Raw genomic sequence first — 21,177 nt, forward strand, 5'->3', positions numbered from 1 at the left:
TTAACCTTGTCTTTGTTTAAACCTAGGGTTCTTTTTGTTAATTACGTATAATCTGCCTTTGCGACGTACAATCTTGCAATCGGCACTTCTTTTCTTTACTGATGCTCTTACTTTCATATCAAGCTTATTTTCCGCTTAGTAGCGGTACGTTATGCGAGCCTTTGACAAGTCGTAAGGGCTCATTTCTAATTTAACTTTATCTCCAGGCAACAACTTAATGTAGTGCATACGCATTTTACCTGATATATGTGCTGTCACTACGTGACCATTTTCTAATTCTACTCTAAACATCGCGTTAGACAATGCTTCGATTATAGATCCATCCTGTTCTATTGCCGGTTGTTTTGCCATTATGCTACTGCTTTTCGATTTTTACCAGATTTCATAAGGCCATCGTAATGTCTATTCAGCAAATACGAATTTACCTGCTGCATTGTATCGATAGCAACACCAACCATAATGAGAAGCGATGTACCTCCATAAAACAATGCCCATCCCTGAGTCATACCAAAGACATTAACAGCAATTGCTGGAAATATTGCTATTGCAGCTAAAAATATAGAGCCTGGCAACGTTATTTGAGACATAATTCTATCCAAGTATTCTGCGGTTTCAGTTCCAGGGCGAATGCCTGCAATAAAACCTCCACTACGCTTAAGATCATCTGCCATTTTATTGGTAGGAACAGTAATCGCTGTATAAAAATATGTAAATACAATTATCAACAAAGCAAATACTAGATTATACCAAAAACCAAAGAGGTTATTACCAAAATTAGCTTGCAGCCAGATTCCTGCACCCGTTTCTTTTAACCACGCTGTACCTCCAATCAATCCAGGAACAAACATTATTGCTTGCGCAAAGATAATAGGCATTACCCCAGAAGCATTAAGTTTTAACGGAATATACTGTCGGTTTCCAAACACATTTTTCTCATAACTCCCAGTAGCAGTTCTTCTTGCGTAGGAAACAGGTATCTGTCTTACAGCCATCACCAAGAGGACACTAAGTAAGATAATTACAAACCAGACTACAATTTCGATAAGAATAAGAATAACTCCCCCGTTAGATTGTGTTACACGTGCTGCCCATTCTTGTAAAAAAGATGAAGGTAAATTAGCAATAATCCCAACCATAATCAATAATGAAATTCCATTTCCAATACCCTTATCTGTAATTTTCTCCCCTAACCACATTGCAAACACACAACCTGTTACAAGAATTAATACTGAAGATATATAGAATGTAGGAGTTAGTCCCATTACAAAAGCACTAGTTCCACCCATAAGCGAAGGTAGTGCGGCAAGGTAACCAGGTGCCTGGAGTAAACAAATTCCGATGGTCAACCATCGCGTAATTTGATTAATCTTGCGGCGTCCACTTTCTCCTTCTTTTTGTAGCTTCTGAAGATACGGAATAGCTATACCCATCAATTGTACAACGATAGAAGCAGAGATGTAAGGCATAATTCCTAATGCAAATACAGAGGCATTAGAAAATGCTCCACCTGTAAATGCAGCAAGAAGACCCAACAAACCTTCATCAGTATTATCTCTTAGTCCTTCTAACTGAGACGCATCAATACCTGGTAAAACTACCTGAGCACCAAATCGATAAACTAAAAGAAGTGTTAGCGTCAGAATAATTCTATTCCTAAGCTCCTCTATCTTCCATACATTATTTATAGTATCTAAAAATTTCATCCTTGATGGGGTTTATAAAGTTACAGCTTCACCTCCAGCACTCTCAATAGCTTGTTTTGCTGTTCCAGTAAATTTATGAGCGGAAACTTTTAATTTTGCTTTAAGCTCACCACGACCTAGTATTTTAACTAAATCATTCTTTCCAACAAGGCGATTCTCAATCAACGATTCTATGGTAACTTCATCTTTAAGTCTACCAGCATCTACGTATTCTTGAAGAGTATCTAAGTTTACGCCTGCATACTCCTTGCGATTAATGTTAGTAAATCCAAATTTGGGAACACGACGTTGAAGCGGCATTTGGCCTCCTTCGAAACCTATTTTCTTAGAATATCCAGAACGAGACTTTTGACCTTTATGACCACGCCCTGCAGTACCACCTTGTCCAGTAGCCTGTCCGCGACCCTTGCGGCTATCGTTTCTTTTAACTGCGCCTTTTGCAGGCCTTAAGTTATTTAAGTTCATTTGTAATCTTTTATTTAAGCTTCCTCAACAGAAACTAAATGACTCACTTTATTTATCATTCCAAGGATGTTAGGAGTATTTTCGTGCTCCTTTACCTGGCCAATTTTTCTTAACCCAAGAGACTCTAATATTCTCTTTTGGTTCTGTGTGCGGTTTATAGCACTCTTTACCTTTGTTACTTTAATCTTTGCCATCTTATTATCCTTTAAATAATTTAGTTAAAGAAATACCACGTTGCTTTGCAACTTGCTCAGCACTTCTTAAACGAAGAAGCGCATCAAAGGTCGCCTTTACCACATTATGAGGATTAGAAGATCCTTGATTTTTAGAAAGTACATCGTGTACACCAACTGATTCAAGCACCGCACGAATGGCACCACCTGCAATCACCCCCGTACCGGCAGCTGCTGGCATAAGTAATACTCTTGCACCTCCGTATTTTCCTTTTTGTTCGTGAGGAATTGTACGTTTAGTTAATGGAATACGCACTAAATTTTTCTTTGCGTCCTCTACTGCCTTAGCAATAGCACTTGCAACCTCCTTAGACTTTCCAAGGCCCTGACCAACAACTCCATGTTCGTCACCTACAACTACAATCGCAGAAAATCCAAAAGCTCTACCTCCCTTTGTTACTTTTGTAACACGTTGTACACCTACTAAACGATCCTTCAAATCAAGACCACTAGGCTTTACCAACTCTACATTTTTATAATTCTGATACATAATTTTCTTAGAATTTAAGTCCGCCTTCTCTTGCGCCTTCTGCTAGTTGTTTTACTCTTCCGTGATATAAGTATCCACCGCGGTCAAAAACCACAGCTTCTACACCTGCTTTAATAGCTTTCTCAGCAACAGCTTTTCCTACGAGTTTTGCAGTTTCCACTTTGTTACCCTCTGTCTTAGCTAAATCTTTATCGCGTGATGAAGCGGCAGTAATAGTCTTACCGTTCAAATCATCAACTATTTGTGCGTAAATTTCTTTATTACTTCTAAACACACAGAGTCTTGGGCGCTGTGCAGTTCCAGAAATATTCTTACGAATTCTAAGGTGAATTCTATTTCTTTTTTGACTTTTTGATAATGCCATTTCTCTATGTATTATGCAGATTTACCTGCTTTTCTTCTAATAATTTCACCTACAAACTTAATACCTTTTCCTTTGTAAGGTTCTGGTCTGCGGAAGCCACGGATTTTCGCGGCAACTTGTCCTACCAACTGCTTATCAAATGATGTAAGCTTAATTCTAGGATTTTTTCCTTTATCTGATACAGTCTCAACAGTTACTTCAGGAGCAACTTCCAATATGATATTATGAGAAAAACCAACAGCTAGATCTAGCTTCTGTCCTTGATTACTCGCACGGTAACCTACTCCTACTAGTTCCAACTCTTTAGTCCAACCTTTAGATACACCTTCGATCATATTAAAGATTAAAGAACGATAGAGACCATGCTTTGCTCTAACATCTTTCTTATCTGAATCTCTTTCTAGAGTTACAGTTCCGTCTTCAACTTTTATAGTAATACCTGAGTATTCTTGTGTAAGCTCTCCTAATTTCCCCTTTACGGTAATAACGTTATCAGCAATGGTAAGTGTAACACCATCTGGTACTGTTATTGGGCTTTTTCCTATTCTTGACATTTCCTTCTCTTTTTATTGGATTAGTAAACGTAACAAAGAACTTCGCCACCAACATTATTATGTGCTGCCTGTTTTCCTGTCATTACTCCTTTAGAAGTGGAAACGATAGCAATTCCTAGTCCATTAAGGATTCTAGGCACTTCAGATGAAGATACATACTTTCGTAAACCTGGCTTACTTATTCTTTGTACATCTCTAATTACTGATTCTTTAGTAATACTATCATATTTCAAGGCGATTTTAATCGTTCCTTGAGCAGTAGCATCTTCAAATTTGTAACTTAAAATGTAACCTTGGTCAAATAAAATCTTTGTCATCTCCTTTTTAAGGTTTGATGCTGGGATTTCAACAACTCTGTGGTTTGCTGCGGCAGCGTTTCTAATACGAGTTAGAAAATCTGCAATTGGATCTGTATTCATTTATTTATGTTTCGGAGGTAGTTTTTTGAGTAATTTCCAGCTTTCGCGAAAGCACACTCAAAACCCGCCACCAGTTTATACTTAATTTACCAGCTAGCCTTTTTAACACCTGGGATGAGACCTTGATTTGCCATCTGACGAAACATCACACGTGACAATCCAAACTGTCTCATATAACCTCTAGGACGACCCGTTAATTTGCAACGGTTGTGCTGACGTATAGGTGAGGCATTTTTTGGTAATTTCTGTAACGCTTCGTAATCTCCAGCTTCTTTCAAAGCTTTACGTTTCTCAGCATATTTAGCTACAGTTTTAGCTCTTTTTACCTCACGGGCTTTCATTGATTCTTTAGCCATCTCTTAATTCTTTTTAAATGGTAAACCTAGTTCTGCAAGCAAAGACTTTGCTTCCTTATCTGTAGTGGCAGAAGTTTCGAAAGTAACATTCATTCCGTCAATCTTCTTAATTCTGTCAATATTGATTTCTGGAAAAATAATTTGTTCCTCAACCCCCATATTATAATTTCCACGTCCGTCAAATCCGGTCGCCTTAATACCATTGAAGTCGCGTACACGTGGTAGAGCTGATGTAATAAGTCTATCTAAAAACTCATACATACGCTCACCTCTTAACGTTACCATAGTACCGATAGGCATTCCCTTTCTTAATTTGAAAGTTGCAACATCTTTTTTGGACATTGTTGTAATTGCTTTCTGACCAGTAATGAGTGTAAGCTCATCCATTGCATTTTCTACAAGTTTCTTGTCTGCAACTGCGGCCCCAACTCCACGAGATACAACAATCTTGCGTAATTTTGGAACTTCCATTACATTCTTGTAACCGAACTCTTCTGAAAGTGCTGCGACAACGCGATCTTTATACTCTTGTTTTAATCTTGGAATATATGCCATGACTATAAAATTTCGTTTGTTGATTTTGCAAAACGAACCTTTTTATCTCCTTCCATACGATAACCTACACGAGTAGCTTTACCATTCTTGTCTATTAAAGACAAGTTAGAAATTTGAATAGGCGCTTCTTTTTCTTTAATTCCACCCTGAGGATTTGCGGCGCTCGGCTTTTCGTGCTTCTTCACCATATTTACACCCTCAACGATAGCTTTATTCTTTTCAATAAGCACACGCACTACATTACCCTCTTGACCTTTATGGTCTCCAGCAATAACTCGTACTGTATCTCCTGATTTTATCTTAAGCTTTGTCATTATCTTATGTATTAAAGCACCTCTGGTGCTAATGATACAATCTTCATGAACTGTTTGTCACGAAGTTCTCTGGCCACAGGTCCAAAAACACGAGTACCGCGCATTTCACCTTGAGGACCTAAAAGAACACAAGCGTTGTCATCAAAACGGATATATGATCCATCAGGACGACGCACTGCTTTCTTTGTACGCACAACTACTGCTGTAGAAACTGCTCCCTTTTTAACTTGACCGTTCGGTGTAGCGTCTTTTACAGAAACCACAATTTTGTCTCCAACAGAAGCATATCTTCTTCCAGTACCGCCTAATACACGGATAGTCAAAACTTCTTTTGCCCCTGTATTATCTGCTACCCTTAATCTTGATTCTTGCTGTAACATATTACTTAGCTCTTTCTATAATTTCTACTAGTCTCCAGCACTTTGATTTACTCATTGGACGAGTTTCCATGATACGAACAGTATCACCCTCGTTACAATCGTTATTTTCATCGTGCGCTACGTACTTTTTCGTTTTTAAAACGAACTTTCCATACATAGGGTGCTTTACCTTTTTAACTTCAGAAACCACAATAGATTTCACCATTTTGTTACTGGTAACAGTACCGATACGCTCTTTTCTTAAATTTCTTTTTTCCATCTTTAGCAGAGTTATTGTAGTTCTCTTTTAGTTAACTCAGTAGCAAGTCTTGCAACGCTACGTCTTAGACCGCGCAACTGAATAGGATTCTCTAATGGAGATATCGTGTGGGCCATTTTAAGATCTGAATAAGCTCTCTTTGCCTTCACAAGTTCTTCTTGTAATTCTGCTACAGATAATCCTTTTACCTCTGATTGTTTCATTGTATTCAATTTTATTCAGCTGAAAAATCTCTAGCTACGATATACTTAGTTCTCACAGGAAGTTTTTGAGCTGCTAGTCTAAGTGCTTCTTTAGCCACCGGCTCAGATACACCACCTAACTCGAACAATACACGTCCAGGCTTTACAACAGCTGCCCAATACTCAACAGCACCCTTACCTTTACCCATACGAACCTCGAGAGGCTTCTTTGTGATAGGCTTATCTGGAAATATTTTAATCCAGAGAGTCCCCTCTCTTTTCATAAAACGTGTTGCTGCGATACGCGCTGCTTCTATTTGTCTTGCCGTAACGAAGCTTGAATCTAATGACTTAATCCCGAACGTACCATTAGAAAGCTGGTGCCCTCTATTAGCAAGTCCTTTCATACGTCCTTTCTGCTGTTTACGGAATTTTGTTTTTCTAGGCTGTAACATTTTTTGTTGTCTTTTAAAAAATTACTTTCTACGACGTGGCGCTCTGTTATCCTTACGAGCTCCACCTTTTGATTTACTCTTTGCGAGACCAACCAAAGGAGAAAGTTCTCTTTTGCCATATACTTCACCTTTCATAATCCATACCTTAATACCCAATCTACCATAAGTAGTGTGAGCTTCTACTAAAGCATAGTCTATGTCGGCTCTAAAAGTTGATAAAGGAATTCTCCCATCTTTATAAGACTCAGAACGTGCCATTTCTGCACCGTTCAAACGTCCAGAAATCTGGATTTTAATACCTTCACTATTCATACGCATTGCAGCCGCAATTGCCATCTTTATCGCTCGACGAAAAGAGATACGATTCTCAATTTGTCTTGCGACACTCTGACCTACCAGAAATGCATCAAGTTCTGGGCGTTTGATCTCGTGAATGTTTAGTTGAACTTCCTTATCTGTGATCTTCTTAAGCTCTTCTTTTAACTTGTCTACCTCTTGTCCACCTTTCCCGATAATAATTCCAGGTCTAGCAGTAGTGATAGTAACGGTTACAAGTTTAAGTGTACGCTCAATTATTACACGTGAAACACTAGCTTTACTTAAACGAGCGTGGATATAACGTCTAATCTTGTCGTCTTCGGCTAACTTATCGCCGTAGTCGTTACCACCATACCAGTTAGACTCCCATCCTCTGATAATTCCAAGGCGATTTCCGATTGGATTTGTTTTTTGTCCCATTTAATTACTTGCTTTGTGTGTTATCTTTAGCACCAATCACGACAGTTACGTGGTTGCTGCGCTTTCTTATTCTGTGAGCACGACCTTGTGGTGCTGGACGAAGTCTCTTTAACATCGCTCCACTATCCACCTTGATCTCCTTTACAAATAAATCTGCATCTTCGATACTCGCCTCCTCGTTCTTTGTTTCCCAGTTTGCTATTGCAGACAGGACAAGTTTTTCAACGCGTCGCGATGCTTCTTTACTACTAAATTTTAATAATTGAAGGGCTCTCTCTACCTTTTGACCCCGTATCATATCCGCCACAAGACGCATTTTACGTGGTGAAGTAGGGCAGTTATTCAATTTTGCGAAAGCGATTTGCTTATTTGCAGCTTTGCGTTGCTCTGCTGCTTCTCTTTTACGAACTCCCATTGCTTCAATTATTTTTTACCTTTATTTTTCTTATCAGCTCCGTGACCACGGTACGAACGTGTAGGAGAGAACTCCCCTAACTTGTGTCCTACCATATTCTCAGTTACGTAAACCGGTACGAATTGACGGCCGTTATGTACTGCAATTGTTTGCCCGACAAAATCAGGAGTAATCATCGAAGCTCTAGACCACGTCTTAATGACTGTCTTCTTATTTGCCTCAACGTTTGCAGCAACTTTTCTTTCTAACTTATAGTGAACGTAAGGTCCCTTTTTTAATGAACGTGCCATATCTTATTATTTCTTTCTACGTTCTACAATATACTTGTTACTCGACTTCGTTTTAGATCGGGTTCTATAACCTTTTGCAGGTATACCGTTTCTACTACGTGGATGTCCTCCTGAAGATTTTCCTTCACCACCACCCATTGGGTGATCGACAGGGTTCATCACAACAGGACGGGTACGAGGCCTTCTACCTAACCAGCGACTTCTTCCAGCCTTACCACCTACAAGAAGTTGGTGATCACTATTTGAAATTGCACCTATTGTAGCCATACAAGTCACAAGGATTAGTCTTGTTTCTCCTGATGGCAACTTTACCGTAGCAAACTTTCCATCACGAGCCATTAGTTGAGCAAAGGCACCGGCACTACGTGCCATTACAGCACCTTGACCTGGACGAAGCTCGATACAAGAGATGATTGTTCCCAATGGAATATCCGACAATGGCATTGCGTTTCCTATTTCAGGCGCAACATTTGCACCCGAAACTAAATTTTGCCCTACTTGAAGACCATTCTGAGCGATCACGTAACGCTTTTCACCATCTTGGTAACTCAAAAGCGCAATAAACGCAGTTCTATTAGGATCATACTCGATAGAAGTAACTGTCCCAGGAACTCCTGTCTTGTTACGTTTAAAATCGATAATACGATACCGTTTTTTATGACCTCCGCCTACATAGCGCATCGTCATTTTTCCTGAATTGTTTCTACCACCAGAGCGTTTTTTCGGAGCCAAAAGGCTTTTTTCCGGCTTATCAGTTGTAATCTGGTCATAACCATTTACAACTCTAAATCGCTGCCCTGGAGTGATAGGCTTTAATTTTCTTACTGACATTTGTTTAAATTAAATGTTGTTATAAAAATCTATTGTATCACCTTCCGCCACCTGTACAATTGCTTTTTTAACAGCACTTGTTTTACCAGTAACAACCCCAGTCTTCGTGTAACGAGTCTTGCGATCTGGACGGACATTCATTGTGCGAACTTTCTCAACTGAAACCCCATAAGTAGCCTCAACAGCTTTCTTAATTTCAACCTTGTTCGTTCTATTATCTACAACAAAAGTATAGCGATTATTTAACTCACTATCTGTTGTAGCTTTTTCTGTAATAACGGGTTTTATTAAAATACTCATAGTGTCTTATTTAGATAAATTCGACTCAACACCTTCTAAAGACCCCTCTAAGAACACTACATTATTAGCGTTAATAATACTGTAAGTGCTTAATTCAGAGCTAGTTACAACTTTAGTGGTCTTCAAATTGCGTGACGACAAATATACGTTATTATTTGACTCTCCCAACACTATCAAAGATTTTTTATTCTCAAGCCCTAAAGCCTTCAGCACATTAACGAAATCTTTCGTTTTTGGTGCATCAAGATTGAAGTCTTCAACAATAGTAATTGCGTTATCATTTGCTTTCATTGTAAGTGCAGAACGACGTGCTAATCTCTTGAGGCCTTTGTTAAGTTTGAAAGAGTAATTTCTTGGTCTTGGTCCGAACATACGACCTCCACCTTTAAAAACACCAGACTTAATACTACCCGCACGAGCTGTACCAGTTCCTTTTTGTTTTTTAATTTTACGAGTAGATCCAGCAATCTCTGCTCTTTCCTTAGACTTGTGCGTTCCTTGGCGTTGATTTGCCAAATATTGTTTTACATCTAAATAAACCGCGTGATTGTTAGGCTCTATTGCAAAAACAGCATCAGAAAGGTCTGCCTTTCTCCCTGTTTCTTTTCCTTTAATATCTACAACTGCTACCTTCATTACTTCTGAATGATTACATAAGAGTTCTTGTGTCCAGGTACGCACCCTTTCACCACAAGTAGATTCTTTTCAGCAACTACTTTCAAAACTCTTAAATTTTGAACTTTAATTTTGTCACCACCCATACGTCCTGCCATTTTCATCCCTTTGAAAACGCGCGCAGGATAAGATGCTGCTCCAATTGAACCAGGTGCTCTGAGACGATTATGCTGTCCGTGAGTAGCTTGACCTACCCCAGCAAAACCGTGACGCTTAACAACTCCTTGAAACCCTTTACCTTTGGAAGTTCCCGAAATATCGACAAACTCTCCTTCAGCAAAGTGATCTACAGTGATTGCGTCACCTAATTTAAACTCTCCTTCAAATCCTTGGAACTCGACAACTTTACGCTTAGCAACAGTTCCTGCTTTCTTGGCGTGGCCTTCAGCAGCTTTGTTTGACTTTTTTGCGTCATCGAAACCAAGTTGAAGGGCTTCGTACCCGTCAGCTTCTTTGGTTCTGACTTGGGTGATTACGCAGGGACCTGCTTCTATAACGGTACAAGGGATGTTTTTCCCGTTCTCGTCAAAGATGCTGGTCATACCTACTTTCTTTCCGATTAACCCAGACATATTTATAAATATTAATTATTAAAATTCAATTCAAAAAACAAGGCCGAACACGTTCGACCTTGAATGTGTGTTTCCGTTTTTCCCTCGCTCGCAGCTCAGGACAAATTAGTGTGGGGTTAGTTTACGCTTTCGCGAAAGCGTAAAAACCTATCACACTTTTATCTCTACTTCTACTCCAGAAGGTAATTCTAGTTTCATCAAAGCATCAATGGTCTTTGAAGAAGAAGAATAGATATCAAGCAAACGTTTATAAGAGCTAAGCTCAAACTGCTCACGTGATTTCTTGTTTACGTGTGGAGAACGAAGTACAGTAAAGATTTTCTTATGTGTAGGAAGTGGAATAGGTCCAGTCACTACAGCTCCAGTTGTCTTTACAGTCTTTACGATTTTTTCAGCAGATTTATCTACCAAGTTGTGATCGTAAGATTTCAGTTTTATTCTAATTTTTTGACTCATTTTCTTGGTAATTAATCGTTTGCTGTTCCTTTTGCTGCTGCAATAACTTCTGCAGAAATGTTAGCCGGAGTCTGATCATAATGAGAGAACTCCATAGTAGATGTCGCACGACCTGATGAAAGCGTACGTAATGTTGTTACGTAACCAAACATTTCAGAAAGCGGCACCGTTGCCTTAATAGTTTTAGCACCTGCACGGTCTCCCATACTGGTCATCTGACCACGACGACGGTTCAAATCTCCTACAATATCACCCATATTCTCTTCTGGAGTGATCACTTCTAACTTCATTATAGGCTCCATAATTACTGCTTTGGCAGCTTTTGCAGAGTTCTTAAATCCTAATTTTGCAGCAAGTTCAAAAGAAAGCTGGTCAGAATCCACATCGTGATAAGATCCATCCTTCAATGTTACTTTCATAGAATCTACTTCATATCCAGCAAGTGGTCCATTAACCATCGCCATCTTGAATCCTTTTTCTATAGAAGGGATAAATTCTTTAGGAACGTTACCACCTTTAATAATGGATTCAAACTGAAGTCCTACAACGCCCTCGTCTGCTGGTTCGATAGTAAATACAATATCTGCAAATTTACCACGACCACCAGATTGTTTCTTGTACGTTTCTCTATGGTCTGCAGCTGCAGTAATAGCTTCTTTGTACTCAACCTGCGGCTGACCTTGATTCACCTCTACCTTAAACTCACGTCTTAAACGATCTACAATTACATCAAGGTGAAGCTCACCCATTCCAGAAATAATAGTTTGTCCTGAAGCCTCGTCTGATCGCACTGTAAATGTTGGATCCTCTTCTGCAAGTTTTGCAAGACCCATACCTAATTTATCTACATCCGCCTTAGTCTTAGGCTCTACCGCGATACCAATAACTGGATCTGGGAAGTCCATAGATTCAAGAACTATAGGATGATCTTGGTCTGTGAGTGTATCTCCTGTTTTAATAGATTTAAATCCAACAGCAGCTCCAATATCTCCAGCCTCAATAAAATCAATTGCATTCTGCTTGTTAGCGTGCATTTGATAGATACGAGAGATACGTTCTTTTTTACCTGAACGGTTATTTAAAACGTAAGAACCTGCGTCCAAACGTCCAGAATAAGCGCGAAAAAATGCTAAACGACCTACAAAAGGATCTGTAGCAATTTTAAATGCAAGAGCAGCAAATGGCTCTTTTACATCTGGCTTACGCAATTCTTCTTTATCTGTATTAGGATTAACCCCAACAATACCCTCCTTATCCATAGGAGAAGGCAGGTAACGACATACTGCGTCAAGAAGGAATTGAACTCCTTTATTCTTAAATGCAGATCCACAGATCATAGGAATGATAGACATATCCATTACGGCAGCTCTAAGTGCAGCGTGCACTTCGTCCTCAGTAATAGAATCTTCATCTTCCATATACTTCTCAAGAAGATTCTCATCGTATGCAGCAACCTCTTCTATGAGTTTACCACGAAGCATTCTAGCCTCTTCTTTAAGGTTTTCCGGAATATCAACAACATCAAATGTTGATCCCATTCCTTCCTCGTGCCAAACAATCGCACGGTTCTTTACCAAGTCAACAATTCCTTTAAAATCCTCTTCATCACCAATGTTTAATACAATAGGAACTGCATTAGAGCCTAACATATCTTTAACCTGCTGACAAACTTCGAGGAAATTTGAACCCTGACGGTCCATTTTGTTTACAAACCCAATACGTGGCACTTTGTAATTATCTGCCAGCCTCCAGTTTGTTTCAGATTGAGGCTCAACACCATCTACTGCACTAAAAAGGAATACTAAACCATCAAGTACACGTAAAGAACGATTTACCTCTACGGTAAAATCTACGTGACCCGGAGTATCGATAATATTGAAGTGATAATCTTGAGTTTCAGGAAGTGGCTGTGCATTTTCCATCGGGAACTTCCAAGTACAAGTAGTTGCAGCAGAGGTAATTGTAATACCACGCTCCTGCTCTTGCTCCATCCAGTCCATCGTAGCCGCACCATCGTGAACTTCACCGATTTTATGGCTCACTCCTGTATAATAAAGAATACGTTCTGTTGTAGTGGTTTTACCTGCATCAATGTGCGCGGCAATACCAATATTTCTAGTAAGTTTTAAATCTCTAGCCATTTCTTAGAATCTAAAGTGTGAGAATGCTTTATTTGCTTCAGCCATCTTATGCGTATCAACACGCTTCTTTACTGCAGCACCTTCTTCCTTAGCCGCAGCAAGAACCTCAGAGGCAAGCTTAAGCGCCATAGACTTCTCATTTCTCTTTCTTGAGTAGCTGATTAACCACTTCATCGCCGTAGAGATCTTACGATCTGGACGTATTTGCATAGGAATTTGAAAAGTCGCTCCACCTACACGGCGGCTACGCACCTCTACGTGAGGCATTACATTAGATAATGCATCTTTCCACAACTCTAAGGCTGTTTTTTCTTCGTTTGTATTTTTTTCTTCTACGATATCAATTGCATCATAAAATACTTTAAAAGCTGTAGACTTCTTACCGTCCCACATCATCATATTAACGAATCTTGTTACTAACTGATCGTTAAATCTTGGATCTGGAAGAATAGGTCTCTTTTTGGCCTGTCTTTTTCTCATTACTTCTTCTTAAAGTGTTGTTGTTTTACTTCTTAGGGCGTTTTGCTCCATACTTAGATCTACGTTGCGTACGTCCTGCAACACCAGCGGTGTCCAGCGCTCCACGAACGATGTGATATCTAACTCCTGGCAAATCTTTTACCCTTCCACCTCTAACTAATACTATCGAGTGCTCTTGTAGATTGTGACCTTCTCCTCCGATGTATGCATTCACCTCTTTACCATTTGTCAAACGAACACGTGCTACTTTACGCATTGCTGAATTAGGTTTCTTAGGTGTAGTCGTGTAAACACGAGTACATACGCCGCGGCGTTGTGGGCACGATTCTAAAGCAGCCGATTTACTCTTCTTAGTTATTTTGGTTCTACCTTTTCGTACTAACTGTGAAATTGTTGGCATAATTTCTTCTACCTAAAATTGTTTAATATTTTATAAACTCCCTTTTTAAGGGCTTGCAAAAGTAAGGATTATTTTTCATCCATCAAATGATACTGCATTTATTTTCAGCCAGAAACCAAAATAATTGCACTTCATACCAGAAAGTCTCCAAAACCGTTAGCTTTACACGATCAATAAATAATACACTTGAAGGTTACTTACAACACTATTTTTGTCCTTATTACATATGCTATTTTTCTCCAAAGTTCAGAAGCACAAGAATTGAACTTGAAAATTTTAGGATATACAGATATTGAAACTGAGATTATTGATAGTCTTTCCTATCAGAGAAAACACCAAGAGTACCAGAGTATTTCTCAAACCATAGAAAAAGCCAAAAATGATCTCGTTGCTCTCGGATATTATGACACTAAAGAAATTGATCGTAAAAACTTTACCGATAACACCTACTCTGTACGATTGCACCTAGGAAATAGATTTAAAAGGATTATTCTCCTCATTGATGAACTTTCATCCTTACCATCGTATCTAAAAGGTACAGGCTACCCTATTCAAGAAAACTGGATTGATGTGGAGACCGCTTTCGCGAAAGCGTTACTAGAACAACTTACAATCATTGCGGCAAACAAAGGCAAACCGTTCTCATCGTTTCAAATACAAAATATATCAAAAAGGAACGACTCGATTTTGCAAGGAGAATTAAAAATAACAGAAGACACCATCCGAAACATAAATAACATAATCATCCAGGGATATGATAAAATGCCTATGTCATTTATAAAGAGATATGCAGGTCTTAAAAGTGGCACACTCTTTAATCGCCAGAAACTTTTAGAAAAACAGGAAGCGATTAACAATTTACCGTTTGTGACCGTCAAAAAGGATTTGGAAATCCAGTTCACTAAGGACAGTACTAATGTATACTTATACCTCAACAAGCAACGCAATAATAGCTTTGATGGTTTTCTGGGGTTTTCTACAGATGAAACAAATAACCTGATACTCGACGGCTATTTAGATTTAGTTTTACGCAACAACCTTAACTATGGCGAATCTCTCATTCTGAATTATAAAAGTGATGGGAACGACCAGTCCCAACTAAAGGTAAGCGCAGACCTCCCCTACCTTTTCGGCAGTCCGCTGGGGGTGAATGCAGAACTCTACCTTTTTAGAAAAGACACCACGTTTTCCGAAACTACACAACAAGCCTCCCTATATTATCAAGCTAGCCCGAGAATCAAGATCAATACAGGATACCAATATAAGACTTCTGATAATTTACTAGACATACCAGGCTTAACCTCAAATATTTCTGACTATACAAGCAATCGAGGTACTTTATCCCTCACTTACGCTGAATTAAGCTCTAATGTACTTTTCCCAGAGCGCCGGTATTTTTTCGCTCAAGGCGAAATGGGACAACGAAACACAACCGATTTTTCCGAACAGCAGCTAAGTTTTCTTACCGTCGCGCGGAACATCTTTAAACTTAATGATACGAATGCGGTATACATTCAATCTGCCACGCAAATACTATTTTCCGACTCGTTTGTAACAAATGAGCTTTACCGTTTTGGGGGCATCACAAGCATTCGAGGTTTTGAAGAAAACAGCATTTTTGCAAACCTATTTTCTGTTTTGAATACCGAGTACCGTTATACTATTAACCCAGGCCTATATGTCCATAGCATTCTGGACGTTGCTTATTTTGAAAACGAGCTTATAGATGCCGAAAATGAATTGATAAGCTTTGGTTTTGGTGCAGGTTTAAACACCAAAGCGGGTCTCTTTAAAATCAATATTGCAAACGGAAAGAGCGATGGGCAAGAATTCAAGTTTTCCAACACTAAAGTGCATTTGCAATTACAAGCTAAATTTTAATTATTCCAAACAGGAAACCGAATACCTAAAAGCACTCTTTTATGAGAAAATTAAACTTTTGAGTTTCTTTATTTTTAAGAGGCAAAAAATCCAACCTCAATTCGACTACCTAATTGTACTATGCTAAACAGAAATGACAAAACGTTAAATTTAACATACAGATATACCGAAGCAATAAATTAACATACTCTCAACATTCATTTCTAAGCCTAATAACAGCTAAGGCTGGTTATAACTTAAGGCTAGCGATTTTTATATTATTTGAAATTTAGTATCAAATAGTTGTGTAATTAACTTTTTATTGTGATTTTTGGCATTGGCTAATTCAAATAATTTATAAAAATGAAAACAAAGTTTAGTGGAATTTTAACGCTATTACTGGCGTTTGTAGTGCAAATGACATTTGCACAGCAAAAAACAGTTTCCGGAACTGTAACCGCTGATGGAGGACCTTTGCCTGGTGCAAATGTCATTATCAAGGGTACATCTACAGGAACTCAAACAGATTTTGATGGTAACTACACAATTCAAGCAAGTGCAACAGATGTGATTGCATTTAGTTTTGTTGGGTATAGTACTAAAGAAGTCACAGTCGGTGCGCAAAGCACGATTAATGTAACTCTTGAAGGTGACAATGCTCTTGAAGAGGTTATTGTAACTGCACAAGGTATTAAGCGTGAAAAGAAAGCGCTAGGATATGCTGTAACCTCAATAGGCGCAGATGCATTATCTAGTAAACCATCTACAGATGCAGTACGTGCACTTACAGGTAAAGCTCCTGGAGTAAACATTCAACAAACATCTGGACTTGCAGGTTCTGGTACTAACATAATAATTAGAGGATTCTCTTCTATTAGTTTAAGTAACCAGCCTTTGTTCATTGTTGACGGTGTTCCTTTTAATTCGGATACTAACAATGATAGAGGATTCCAAACTGGTGGAGCAACTGCTTCGAGTCGTTTTCTAGATCTAGATCCTAACAACATCGAAGAATTATCTGTTCTTAAAGGTATTGCTGCTACGACGTTATATGGATCACAAGGTAGAAACGGTGTGATTTTAATCACAACAAAATCAGGTTCTGCTGGAGAAAACGCAAATAAGAAGTTAGAGATTTCTGTAACAAATTCTTATTTCGCAACAGAAATAGCAAATTTACCTGATTACCAAAACAATTATGGTAATGGTTTCTATCAAGCATACTCTCAAGCTTTCTCAAACTGGGGACCTAACTTCAACACAAGAGGTCAGCTAGGAGTAGCTGAAGATGGAACTGTAACTCACCCTTACGATAGAGCAGCCCTCGCTGGTTCTTTTCCTGAGTTTCAAGGTGCTCGATACGATTATAGACCATACAATAGCGTTGAGCGATTTTTTAGAACAGGAAATGTAGTAACAAATTCTGTAAATGCTCAAGGTGCTAATGGTGACACTTCATATAGTTTGAATGTAGGTCGTACTAACGATGAAGGTTTTACTGTTAATAACGATTATAAGCGTCTTAACTTTGGACTTGGAGGAAAGCATAAATTTTCTAACGGATTTACCGTAAGTTCAAGCTTTAACGTGGTTAGAACTGACAGAAACACGCCACCAGCAGGTATTAGTTTTGGTAGTAATCCAGCAGGAGCTTCTTTATTCTCAAACGTTCTTTATACACCAAGAAGTGTAGATTTATTAGGACTACCTTTTGAAGATCCAGTAACTAGAGAAAGTGTTTACTATAGAGGAGGTAACGATATTCAAAATCCACGTTGGACTTTGAAAAATATCAATGACAACGAGCAAGTAAGACGTTTCTTTGGTAATATTAGTACCAATTACGATCTTAACGATTGGAGCTCTTTGAATTATCGTATTACACTTGACCAGTATACTCAAGTACAAGAGTTTAAAGCTAATAAAGGTGGACCTCAGATTAATGGAGGGTCTTTAACTACGTCAACGCGACTAAACACAGTTTGGGATCACACACTTAGTTATAACTTCAGTAGAGATATTTCTGAAAAATTCAATATCGGTGGTACAGTAGGATTTAACGCAAGACGCGAAACCAGATCATCAAGGTTTATCAGTAGTACTCAACAATTCGTATATGGATTGTTCAACCACTCAAACTTTGAAGAGACAACAGCAAGCAGCTTTGAATCAGAAGAAAATATTTTTGGAGCTTATGCATCAATAATATTTGACTATGACAACTTCTTGTTCTTCAACGCTCAAGCTAGAAATGATTGGTCTTCTACACTAGAAGCTGGCAACAACAGTCTTCTATACCCATCAGCTTCGGTATCTTTCGTACCTACATCGGCTTTTGAGGGATTAAGAGCTAGTAATGCGATTAATTTCTTAAAATTCAGATTAAGTTATGGAGAGTCTGCAGGTTTCCCACCGCCATACAGAACACGTGTAGGATTAAATGCTTTTGCTAATGCTTATCAAGATCCACGAGATGGATCAACAGTAAATGCATTAGGAATTAGTGGTAGACTAGGACAACTGGGTCTTCTTCCTGAAAGAATTCAAGAATTAGAAGCAGGGGTTGAAGCACGATTCTTTGGTAACCGTTTAGGTATTGATTTATCTGTATATAAAAAGACAAGTAGTGATCTTATTGTAGATCAACTCTTACTTGACCCATCAACTGGATATAGTGTTACATCTGGAAACACCGCAGAGGTGGAGAATGAAGGTCTGGAATTAGGATTCAACTTTAGCCCTATTAAGGGAGCTGATGCAAATTCTTTTAACTGGGACGTTAGTGGACAGTATACCATAAACGAAAATATTGTAGTCGAAACTGCTCCTGGACTTGAAGATGGATTTGTAATACCTGGGGGTGGATTTACAAACCTTGGTAACTTTGCAATACCTGGACAACCTTATGGTGTAATCCAAGGTACTTCGATCGCAAGAGATGACAACGGACAACCGATTGTTGCTTCTGATGGAAACTATTTAGCAAACAATGATAATACTATCATTGCTGACCCTAATGCAGACTGGAGAGGTACTGTGATCAATGAATTTTCTTGGAAGGGACTATCTTTCCAATTTCAACTTGAGTATCAGCACGGAGGAGACATTTACTCTACAACGGCAGCAGCTCTTCTATCTAGAGGTTTAACAACAGATACAGATTTTGACAGAACTCAAACTTATGTTCTTCCTGGTGTAAATGTTGACGCAAACGGTGTTTCAACTCCAAACAATGTGCAGATTACTGCTACTGATTTAGGCTTTGTTAATTCTGGTTTCTTCATAGACGAACAAGCTATATATGATGCAACTCACGTAAGATTGAGAGAAGTATCTTTAAGCTATAGTTTACCAAAGAAGTTTCTTGAAAAAACACCTTTTGGACGAATGAGTATTTCTCTTATCGGACAAAACTTATGGTTCAAAGCAGTTAACGTGCCTGAAGGTCTAAACTTCGATCCAGAAGTTCAGAGTCTTGGAGTTGGTAACGGTCAAGGATTTGACTTCCTTACTGGTCCAACTGCAAAAAGATATGGTTTTAACTTAAATGTTACTTTTTAATAAAAAAAATTATGAATTATAAATTTAAAAGCATTCTTGCTCTCCTGGCACTTTTCGCAATTACTGCGTGTGAAACAGTAGAGTTAGAATTAGTTGAAAATCCTAATCAAGTCTCTGAGGAATCATTGGACCCGGATTTTCTATTCAACAATGCCCAATTAGGATTCATAGGATTCTTTAATGCGGCAGCAGGTGGAAACGGCACTTTTACGCAGGATGTAACCAGAATGCGTCAACTTAGTGGTGGTAACACTTACAATAATGCTTATGCACCAGTTAACTTTAATGGTTTATGGACCGTGTATAGTAATGCATTAATTGACATTAGAACTCTTGAAGAACCAGCACTTGAGACGGGTCTTACATATCATATAGGAACTGCTAAAGTTATGGAATCTTATATTGTTTCTACCTTAGTAGACTTATTTGGGGATGTTCCTTATTCAGAAGCTCTAATGGGAGAAACAATTACAAATCCAACAGCTGATCCGCAAGCAGATCTTTACAAAGTAGCTTATGATCTTCTTGATGAAGCTATCGTCCTTCTTAGCGAAGAGCCAAGCCTCTACCCTTCTGAAGATTTATTTTATGGTGATGGTGATGGTGAAGTAAATGAAGATACTGCCACACTTTGGATCACAGCGGCTAAAACACTTAAGCTTAGAATTCTTAATAACGCACGTTTAAACGGTAGCGCATTAGGAGTTGATATTGTAGCTGAGGCGAATGCATTGTTATCTGAAAATGACCTAATCGATACTCCTGAAGAAAATTTCACTTTTCAGTACGGTTCAAGTCGATTAAATCCTAATACACGTCATCCAATGTATAATGGATTCTATGAAAATGCTGCTGGTGGATATATGTCTAACTGGTTTATGTGGCAACTTGCTGTTGAAAAAGGGTTTGACGACCCACGTCTACCATATTATTTTTACAGACAAGATACTGATGCTACCGATGAAGACCTCTTTACTTTAGATTGTCTTGGAGCAGCTATTCCTGCTCAATACAACTCGGTTAGCTCTTTATACAATAGCACTATCGTTCCATTTTGTGTAACCGATGCTGCAAGAGGATACTGGGGAAGAGATCACGGTGATAATAGTGGTATTCCACCAGATGCGACAAAAAGAACCGCTCCAGGATTATATCCTGCAGGTGGGAAATTTGATGCAGGTGAAGGAGGAAGTGTTCAGAATGCAGGTACTGACGGTGCCGTAGGTGCAGGAATTGCTCCTATCTGGTTATCTTCTTTTACTAAAGTAATTCAAGCTGAAATGGCCCTTACTTTAGGAACTCCTGGCGATCCAGCTTCCTTGATGGAAGATGCCGTACGTGATTCATTTAGTTTAGTTCAGAATTTTGCTGGATTCACTCTTGATGATGCTGATGCACAAATGGACCTAGAGGATGCTAATGATGACTATGTAACTTTCATTTTAGATGAATTTAGTGCTGGAAGTGATATCAGAAAACTTGATCTATTAATGAAAGAGTACCACATCCTTGCTTGGGGTAATGGTTTAGAAACCTATAATAATTATAGAAGAACAGGCTTCCCTAGCAATATGCAACCTATGATCCTTCCTGATCCAGGTGCCTACTTTAGAAGCGCATTATATCCTAACAACTATGTTACTCTAAATACGAACGCTAATCAGAAAGAGCGTACAGAACAAATCTTTTGGGATACAAATCCAGCTGGATTTATTGACTAAATAAAAAA

General features: G+C 38.7%; 30 protein-coding genes. 3 read left to right on the top strand and 27 right to left on the bottom strand.

The window, feature by feature from the left end; genetic code table 11:
- From ykgO to rpsL, 27 genes are all read right to left on the bottom strand, one after another.
- Nucleotides 1–117: a type B 50S ribosomal protein L36 gene (ykgO, locus tag EAX61_RS04155; RefSeq protein ID WP_013305171.1), complete on the bottom strand. Its 117-nt coding sequence runs from the start codon at nt 115–117 to the stop codon at nt 1–3.
- Nucleotides 118–135: 18 nt separating this feature from the next.
- Nucleotides 136–351: a translation initiation factor IF-1 gene (infA, locus tag EAX61_RS04160; protein WP_010181908.1), complete on the bottom strand. Its 216-nt coding sequence runs from the start codon at nt 349–351 to the stop codon at nt 136–138.
- Entirely contained in the window at nt 351–1,703 is a 1,353-nt protein-coding gene (gene secY, locus EAX61_RS04165; protein ID WP_121916415.1) for a preprotein translocase subunit SecY, read from the bottom strand. Before secY ends, infA begins: the two co-directional genes overlap by 1 nt.
- 12 nt (nt 1,704–1,715) lie before the next feature.
- Nucleotides 1,716–2,168: a 50S ribosomal protein L15 gene (rplO, locus tag EAX61_RS04170; RefSeq protein ID WP_121916416.1), complete on the bottom strand. Its 453-nt coding sequence runs from the start codon at nt 2,166–2,168 to the stop codon at nt 1,716–1,718.
- A 14-nt stretch (nt 2,169–2,182) separates the two neighbouring features.
- On the bottom strand, nt 2,183–2,362 hold the full coding sequence (rpmD, locus tag EAX61_RS04175) for a 50S ribosomal protein L30 (RefSeq protein ID WP_121916417.1): 180 nt from the start codon (nt 2,360–2,362) through the stop codon (nt 2,183–2,185).
- A gap of 4 nt (nt 2,363–2,366) precedes the next feature.
- A complete protein-coding gene (rpsE, locus tag EAX61_RS04180) occupies nt 2,367–2,891 on the bottom strand; it encodes a 30S ribosomal protein S5 (protein ID WP_121916418.1) in 525 nt (174 codons plus the stop codon).
- 7 nt (nt 2,892–2,898) lie between these two features.
- Entirely contained in the window at nt 2,899–3,255 is a 357-nt protein-coding gene (gene rplR / locus EAX61_RS04185; RefSeq protein WP_121916419.1) for a 50S ribosomal protein L18, read from the bottom strand.
- Nucleotides 3,256–3,266: 11 nt separating this feature from the next.
- Nucleotides 3,267–3,809: a 50S ribosomal protein L6 gene (rplF, locus tag EAX61_RS04190; RefSeq protein WP_121916420.1), complete on the bottom strand. Its 543-nt coding sequence runs from the start codon at nt 3,807–3,809 to the stop codon at nt 3,267–3,269.
- Nucleotides 3,810–3,829: 20 nt separating this feature from the next.
- Entirely contained in the window at nt 3,830–4,228 is a 399-nt protein-coding gene (gene rpsH / locus EAX61_RS04195; protein WP_121916421.1) for a 30S ribosomal protein S8, read from the bottom strand.
- 86 nt (nt 4,229–4,314) lie between these two features.
- The gene (rpsN, locus tag EAX61_RS04200; protein WP_121916422.1) at nt 4,315–4,584 is read right to left on the bottom strand and encodes a 30S ribosomal protein S14; all 270 of its coding nucleotides are present in this window, start codon (nt 4,582–4,584) and stop codon (nt 4,315–4,317) included.
- Nucleotides 4,585–4,587: 3 nt separating this feature from the next.
- On the bottom strand, nt 4,588–5,139 hold the full coding sequence (gene rplE / locus EAX61_RS04205) for a 50S ribosomal protein L5 (RefSeq protein WP_121916423.1): 552 nt from the start codon (nt 5,137–5,139) through the stop codon (nt 4,588–4,590).
- 2 nt (nt 5,140–5,141) lie between these two features.
- Nucleotides 5,142–5,453, bottom strand: a complete 312-nt coding sequence (gene rplX, locus EAX61_RS04210; RefSeq protein ID WP_121916424.1) for a 50S ribosomal protein L24 — start codon at nt 5,451–5,453, stop codon at nt 5,142–5,144.
- 11 nt (nt 5,454–5,464) lie between these two features.
- Nucleotides 5,465–5,833, bottom strand: a complete 369-nt coding sequence (gene rplN / locus EAX61_RS04215; RefSeq protein WP_121916425.1) for a 50S ribosomal protein L14 — start codon at nt 5,831–5,833, stop codon at nt 5,465–5,467.
- Nucleotide 5,834: 1 nt separating this feature from the next.
- Nucleotides 5,835–6,092: a 30S ribosomal protein S17 gene (gene rpsQ, locus EAX61_RS04220; protein WP_121916426.1), complete on the bottom strand. Its 258-nt coding sequence runs from the start codon at nt 6,090–6,092 to the stop codon at nt 5,835–5,837.
- 11 nt (nt 6,093–6,103) lie between these two features.
- Nucleotides 6,104–6,295 carry a 50S ribosomal protein L29 gene (rpmC, locus tag EAX61_RS04225; protein WP_121916427.1) on the bottom strand — a complete coding sequence of 64 codons (192 nt, stop codon included), beginning with the start codon at nt 6,293–6,295 and terminating at the stop codon, nt 6,104–6,106.
- 11 nt (nt 6,296–6,306) lie between these two features.
- Nucleotides 6,307–6,729 (bottom strand): 50S ribosomal protein L16, encoded by a 423-nt coding sequence (gene rplP, locus EAX61_RS04230; protein ID WP_121916428.1) that lies wholly within the window; start codon nt 6,727–6,729, stop codon nt 6,307–6,309.
- A gap of 21 nt (nt 6,730–6,750) precedes the next feature.
- Nucleotides 6,751–7,467 (bottom strand): 30S ribosomal protein S3, encoded by a 717-nt coding sequence (rpsC, locus tag EAX61_RS04235; protein ID WP_121916429.1) that lies wholly within the window; start codon nt 7,465–7,467, stop codon nt 6,751–6,753.
- A gap of 4 nt (nt 7,468–7,471) precedes the next feature.
- Nucleotides 7,472–7,882 (bottom strand): 50S ribosomal protein L22, encoded by a 411-nt coding sequence (rplV, locus tag EAX61_RS04240; RefSeq protein ID WP_121916430.1) that lies wholly within the window; start codon nt 7,880–7,882, stop codon nt 7,472–7,474.
- A gap of 8 nt (nt 7,883–7,890) precedes the next feature.
- Complete coding sequence (gene rpsS, locus EAX61_RS04245) at nt 7,891–8,172, bottom strand: 30S ribosomal protein S19 (RefSeq protein ID WP_121916431.1); 282 nt, start codon at nt 8,170–8,172, stop codon at nt 7,891–7,893.
- Nucleotides 8,173–8,178: 6 nt separating this feature from the next.
- Nucleotides 8,179–9,003 carry a 50S ribosomal protein L2 gene (rplB, locus tag EAX61_RS04250; protein WP_121916432.1) on the bottom strand — a complete coding sequence of 275 codons (825 nt, stop codon included), beginning with the start codon at nt 9,001–9,003 and terminating at the stop codon, nt 8,179–8,181.
- Between the two features lie 9 nt (nt 9,004–9,012).
- Nucleotides 9,013–9,303 carry a 50S ribosomal protein L23 gene (gene rplW, locus EAX61_RS04255; RefSeq protein ID WP_121916433.1) on the bottom strand — a complete coding sequence of 97 codons (291 nt, stop codon included), beginning with the start codon at nt 9,301–9,303 and terminating at the stop codon, nt 9,013–9,015.
- Between the two features lie 6 nt (nt 9,304–9,309).
- Nucleotides 9,310–9,939, bottom strand: coding sequence for a 50S ribosomal protein L4 (rplD, locus tag EAX61_RS04260; RefSeq protein WP_121916434.1), 630 nt, complete (start codon nt 9,937–9,939; stop codon nt 9,310–9,312).
- The gene (gene rplC / locus EAX61_RS04265) at nt 9,939–10,550 is read right to left on the bottom strand and encodes a 50S ribosomal protein L3 (RefSeq protein ID WP_121916435.1); all 612 of its coding nucleotides are present in this window, start codon (nt 10,548–10,550) and stop codon (nt 9,939–9,941) included. The genes rplD and rplC overlap by 1 nt, the downstream gene beginning before the upstream one ends.
- Before the next feature lie 150 nt (nt 10,551–10,700).
- Nucleotides 10,701–11,006: a 30S ribosomal protein S10 gene (gene rpsJ / locus EAX61_RS04270; protein WP_013073266.1), complete on the bottom strand. Its 306-nt coding sequence runs from the start codon at nt 11,004–11,006 to the stop codon at nt 10,701–10,703.
- Nucleotides 11,007–11,017: 11 nt separating this feature from the next.
- Nucleotides 11,018–13,147: an elongation factor G gene (fusA, locus tag EAX61_RS04275; protein WP_121916436.1), complete on the bottom strand. Its 2,130-nt coding sequence runs from the start codon at nt 13,145–13,147 to the stop codon at nt 11,018–11,020.
- 3 nt (nt 13,148–13,150) lie between these two features.
- Complete coding sequence (rpsG, locus tag EAX61_RS04280; protein ID WP_121916437.1) at nt 13,151–13,627, bottom strand: 30S ribosomal protein S7; 477 nt, start codon at nt 13,625–13,627, stop codon at nt 13,151–13,153.
- A gap of 25 nt (nt 13,628–13,652) precedes the next feature.
- On the bottom strand, nt 13,653–14,027 hold the full coding sequence (gene rpsL / locus EAX61_RS04285; RefSeq protein ID WP_121916438.1) for a 30S ribosomal protein S12: 375 nt from the start codon (nt 14,025–14,027) through the stop codon (nt 13,653–13,655).
- A gap of 186 nt (nt 14,028–14,213) precedes the next feature.
- Between rpsL and EAX61_RS04290 the strand changes: the two genes are divergently transcribed.
- From EAX61_RS04290 to EAX61_RS04300, 3 genes are all read left to right on the top strand, one after another.
- Entirely contained in the window at nt 14,214–15,908 is a 1,695-nt protein-coding gene (locus EAX61_RS04290) for a POTRA domain-containing protein (RefSeq protein ID WP_121916439.1), read from the top strand.
- Between the two features lie 342 nt (nt 15,909–16,250).
- Complete coding sequence (locus tag EAX61_RS04295) at nt 16,251–19,448, top strand: SusC/RagA family TonB-linked outer membrane protein (RefSeq protein WP_121916440.1); 3,198 nt, start codon at nt 16,251–16,253, stop codon at nt 19,446–19,448.
- A gap of 11 nt (nt 19,449–19,459) precedes the next feature.
- On the top strand, nt 19,460–21,169 hold the full coding sequence (locus tag EAX61_RS04300) for a SusD/RagB family nutrient-binding outer membrane lipoprotein (RefSeq protein WP_121916441.1): 1,710 nt from the start codon (nt 19,460–19,462) through the stop codon (nt 21,167–21,169).
- Nucleotides 21,170–21,177: the final 8 nt, after the last annotated feature.

Origin of the sequence: Dokdonia sinensis (assembly GCF_003688895.1) — a bacterium.
Classification (GTDB): Bacteria; Bacteroidota; Bacteroidia; order Flavobacteriales; family Flavobacteriaceae; genus Dokdonia; species Dokdonia sinensis.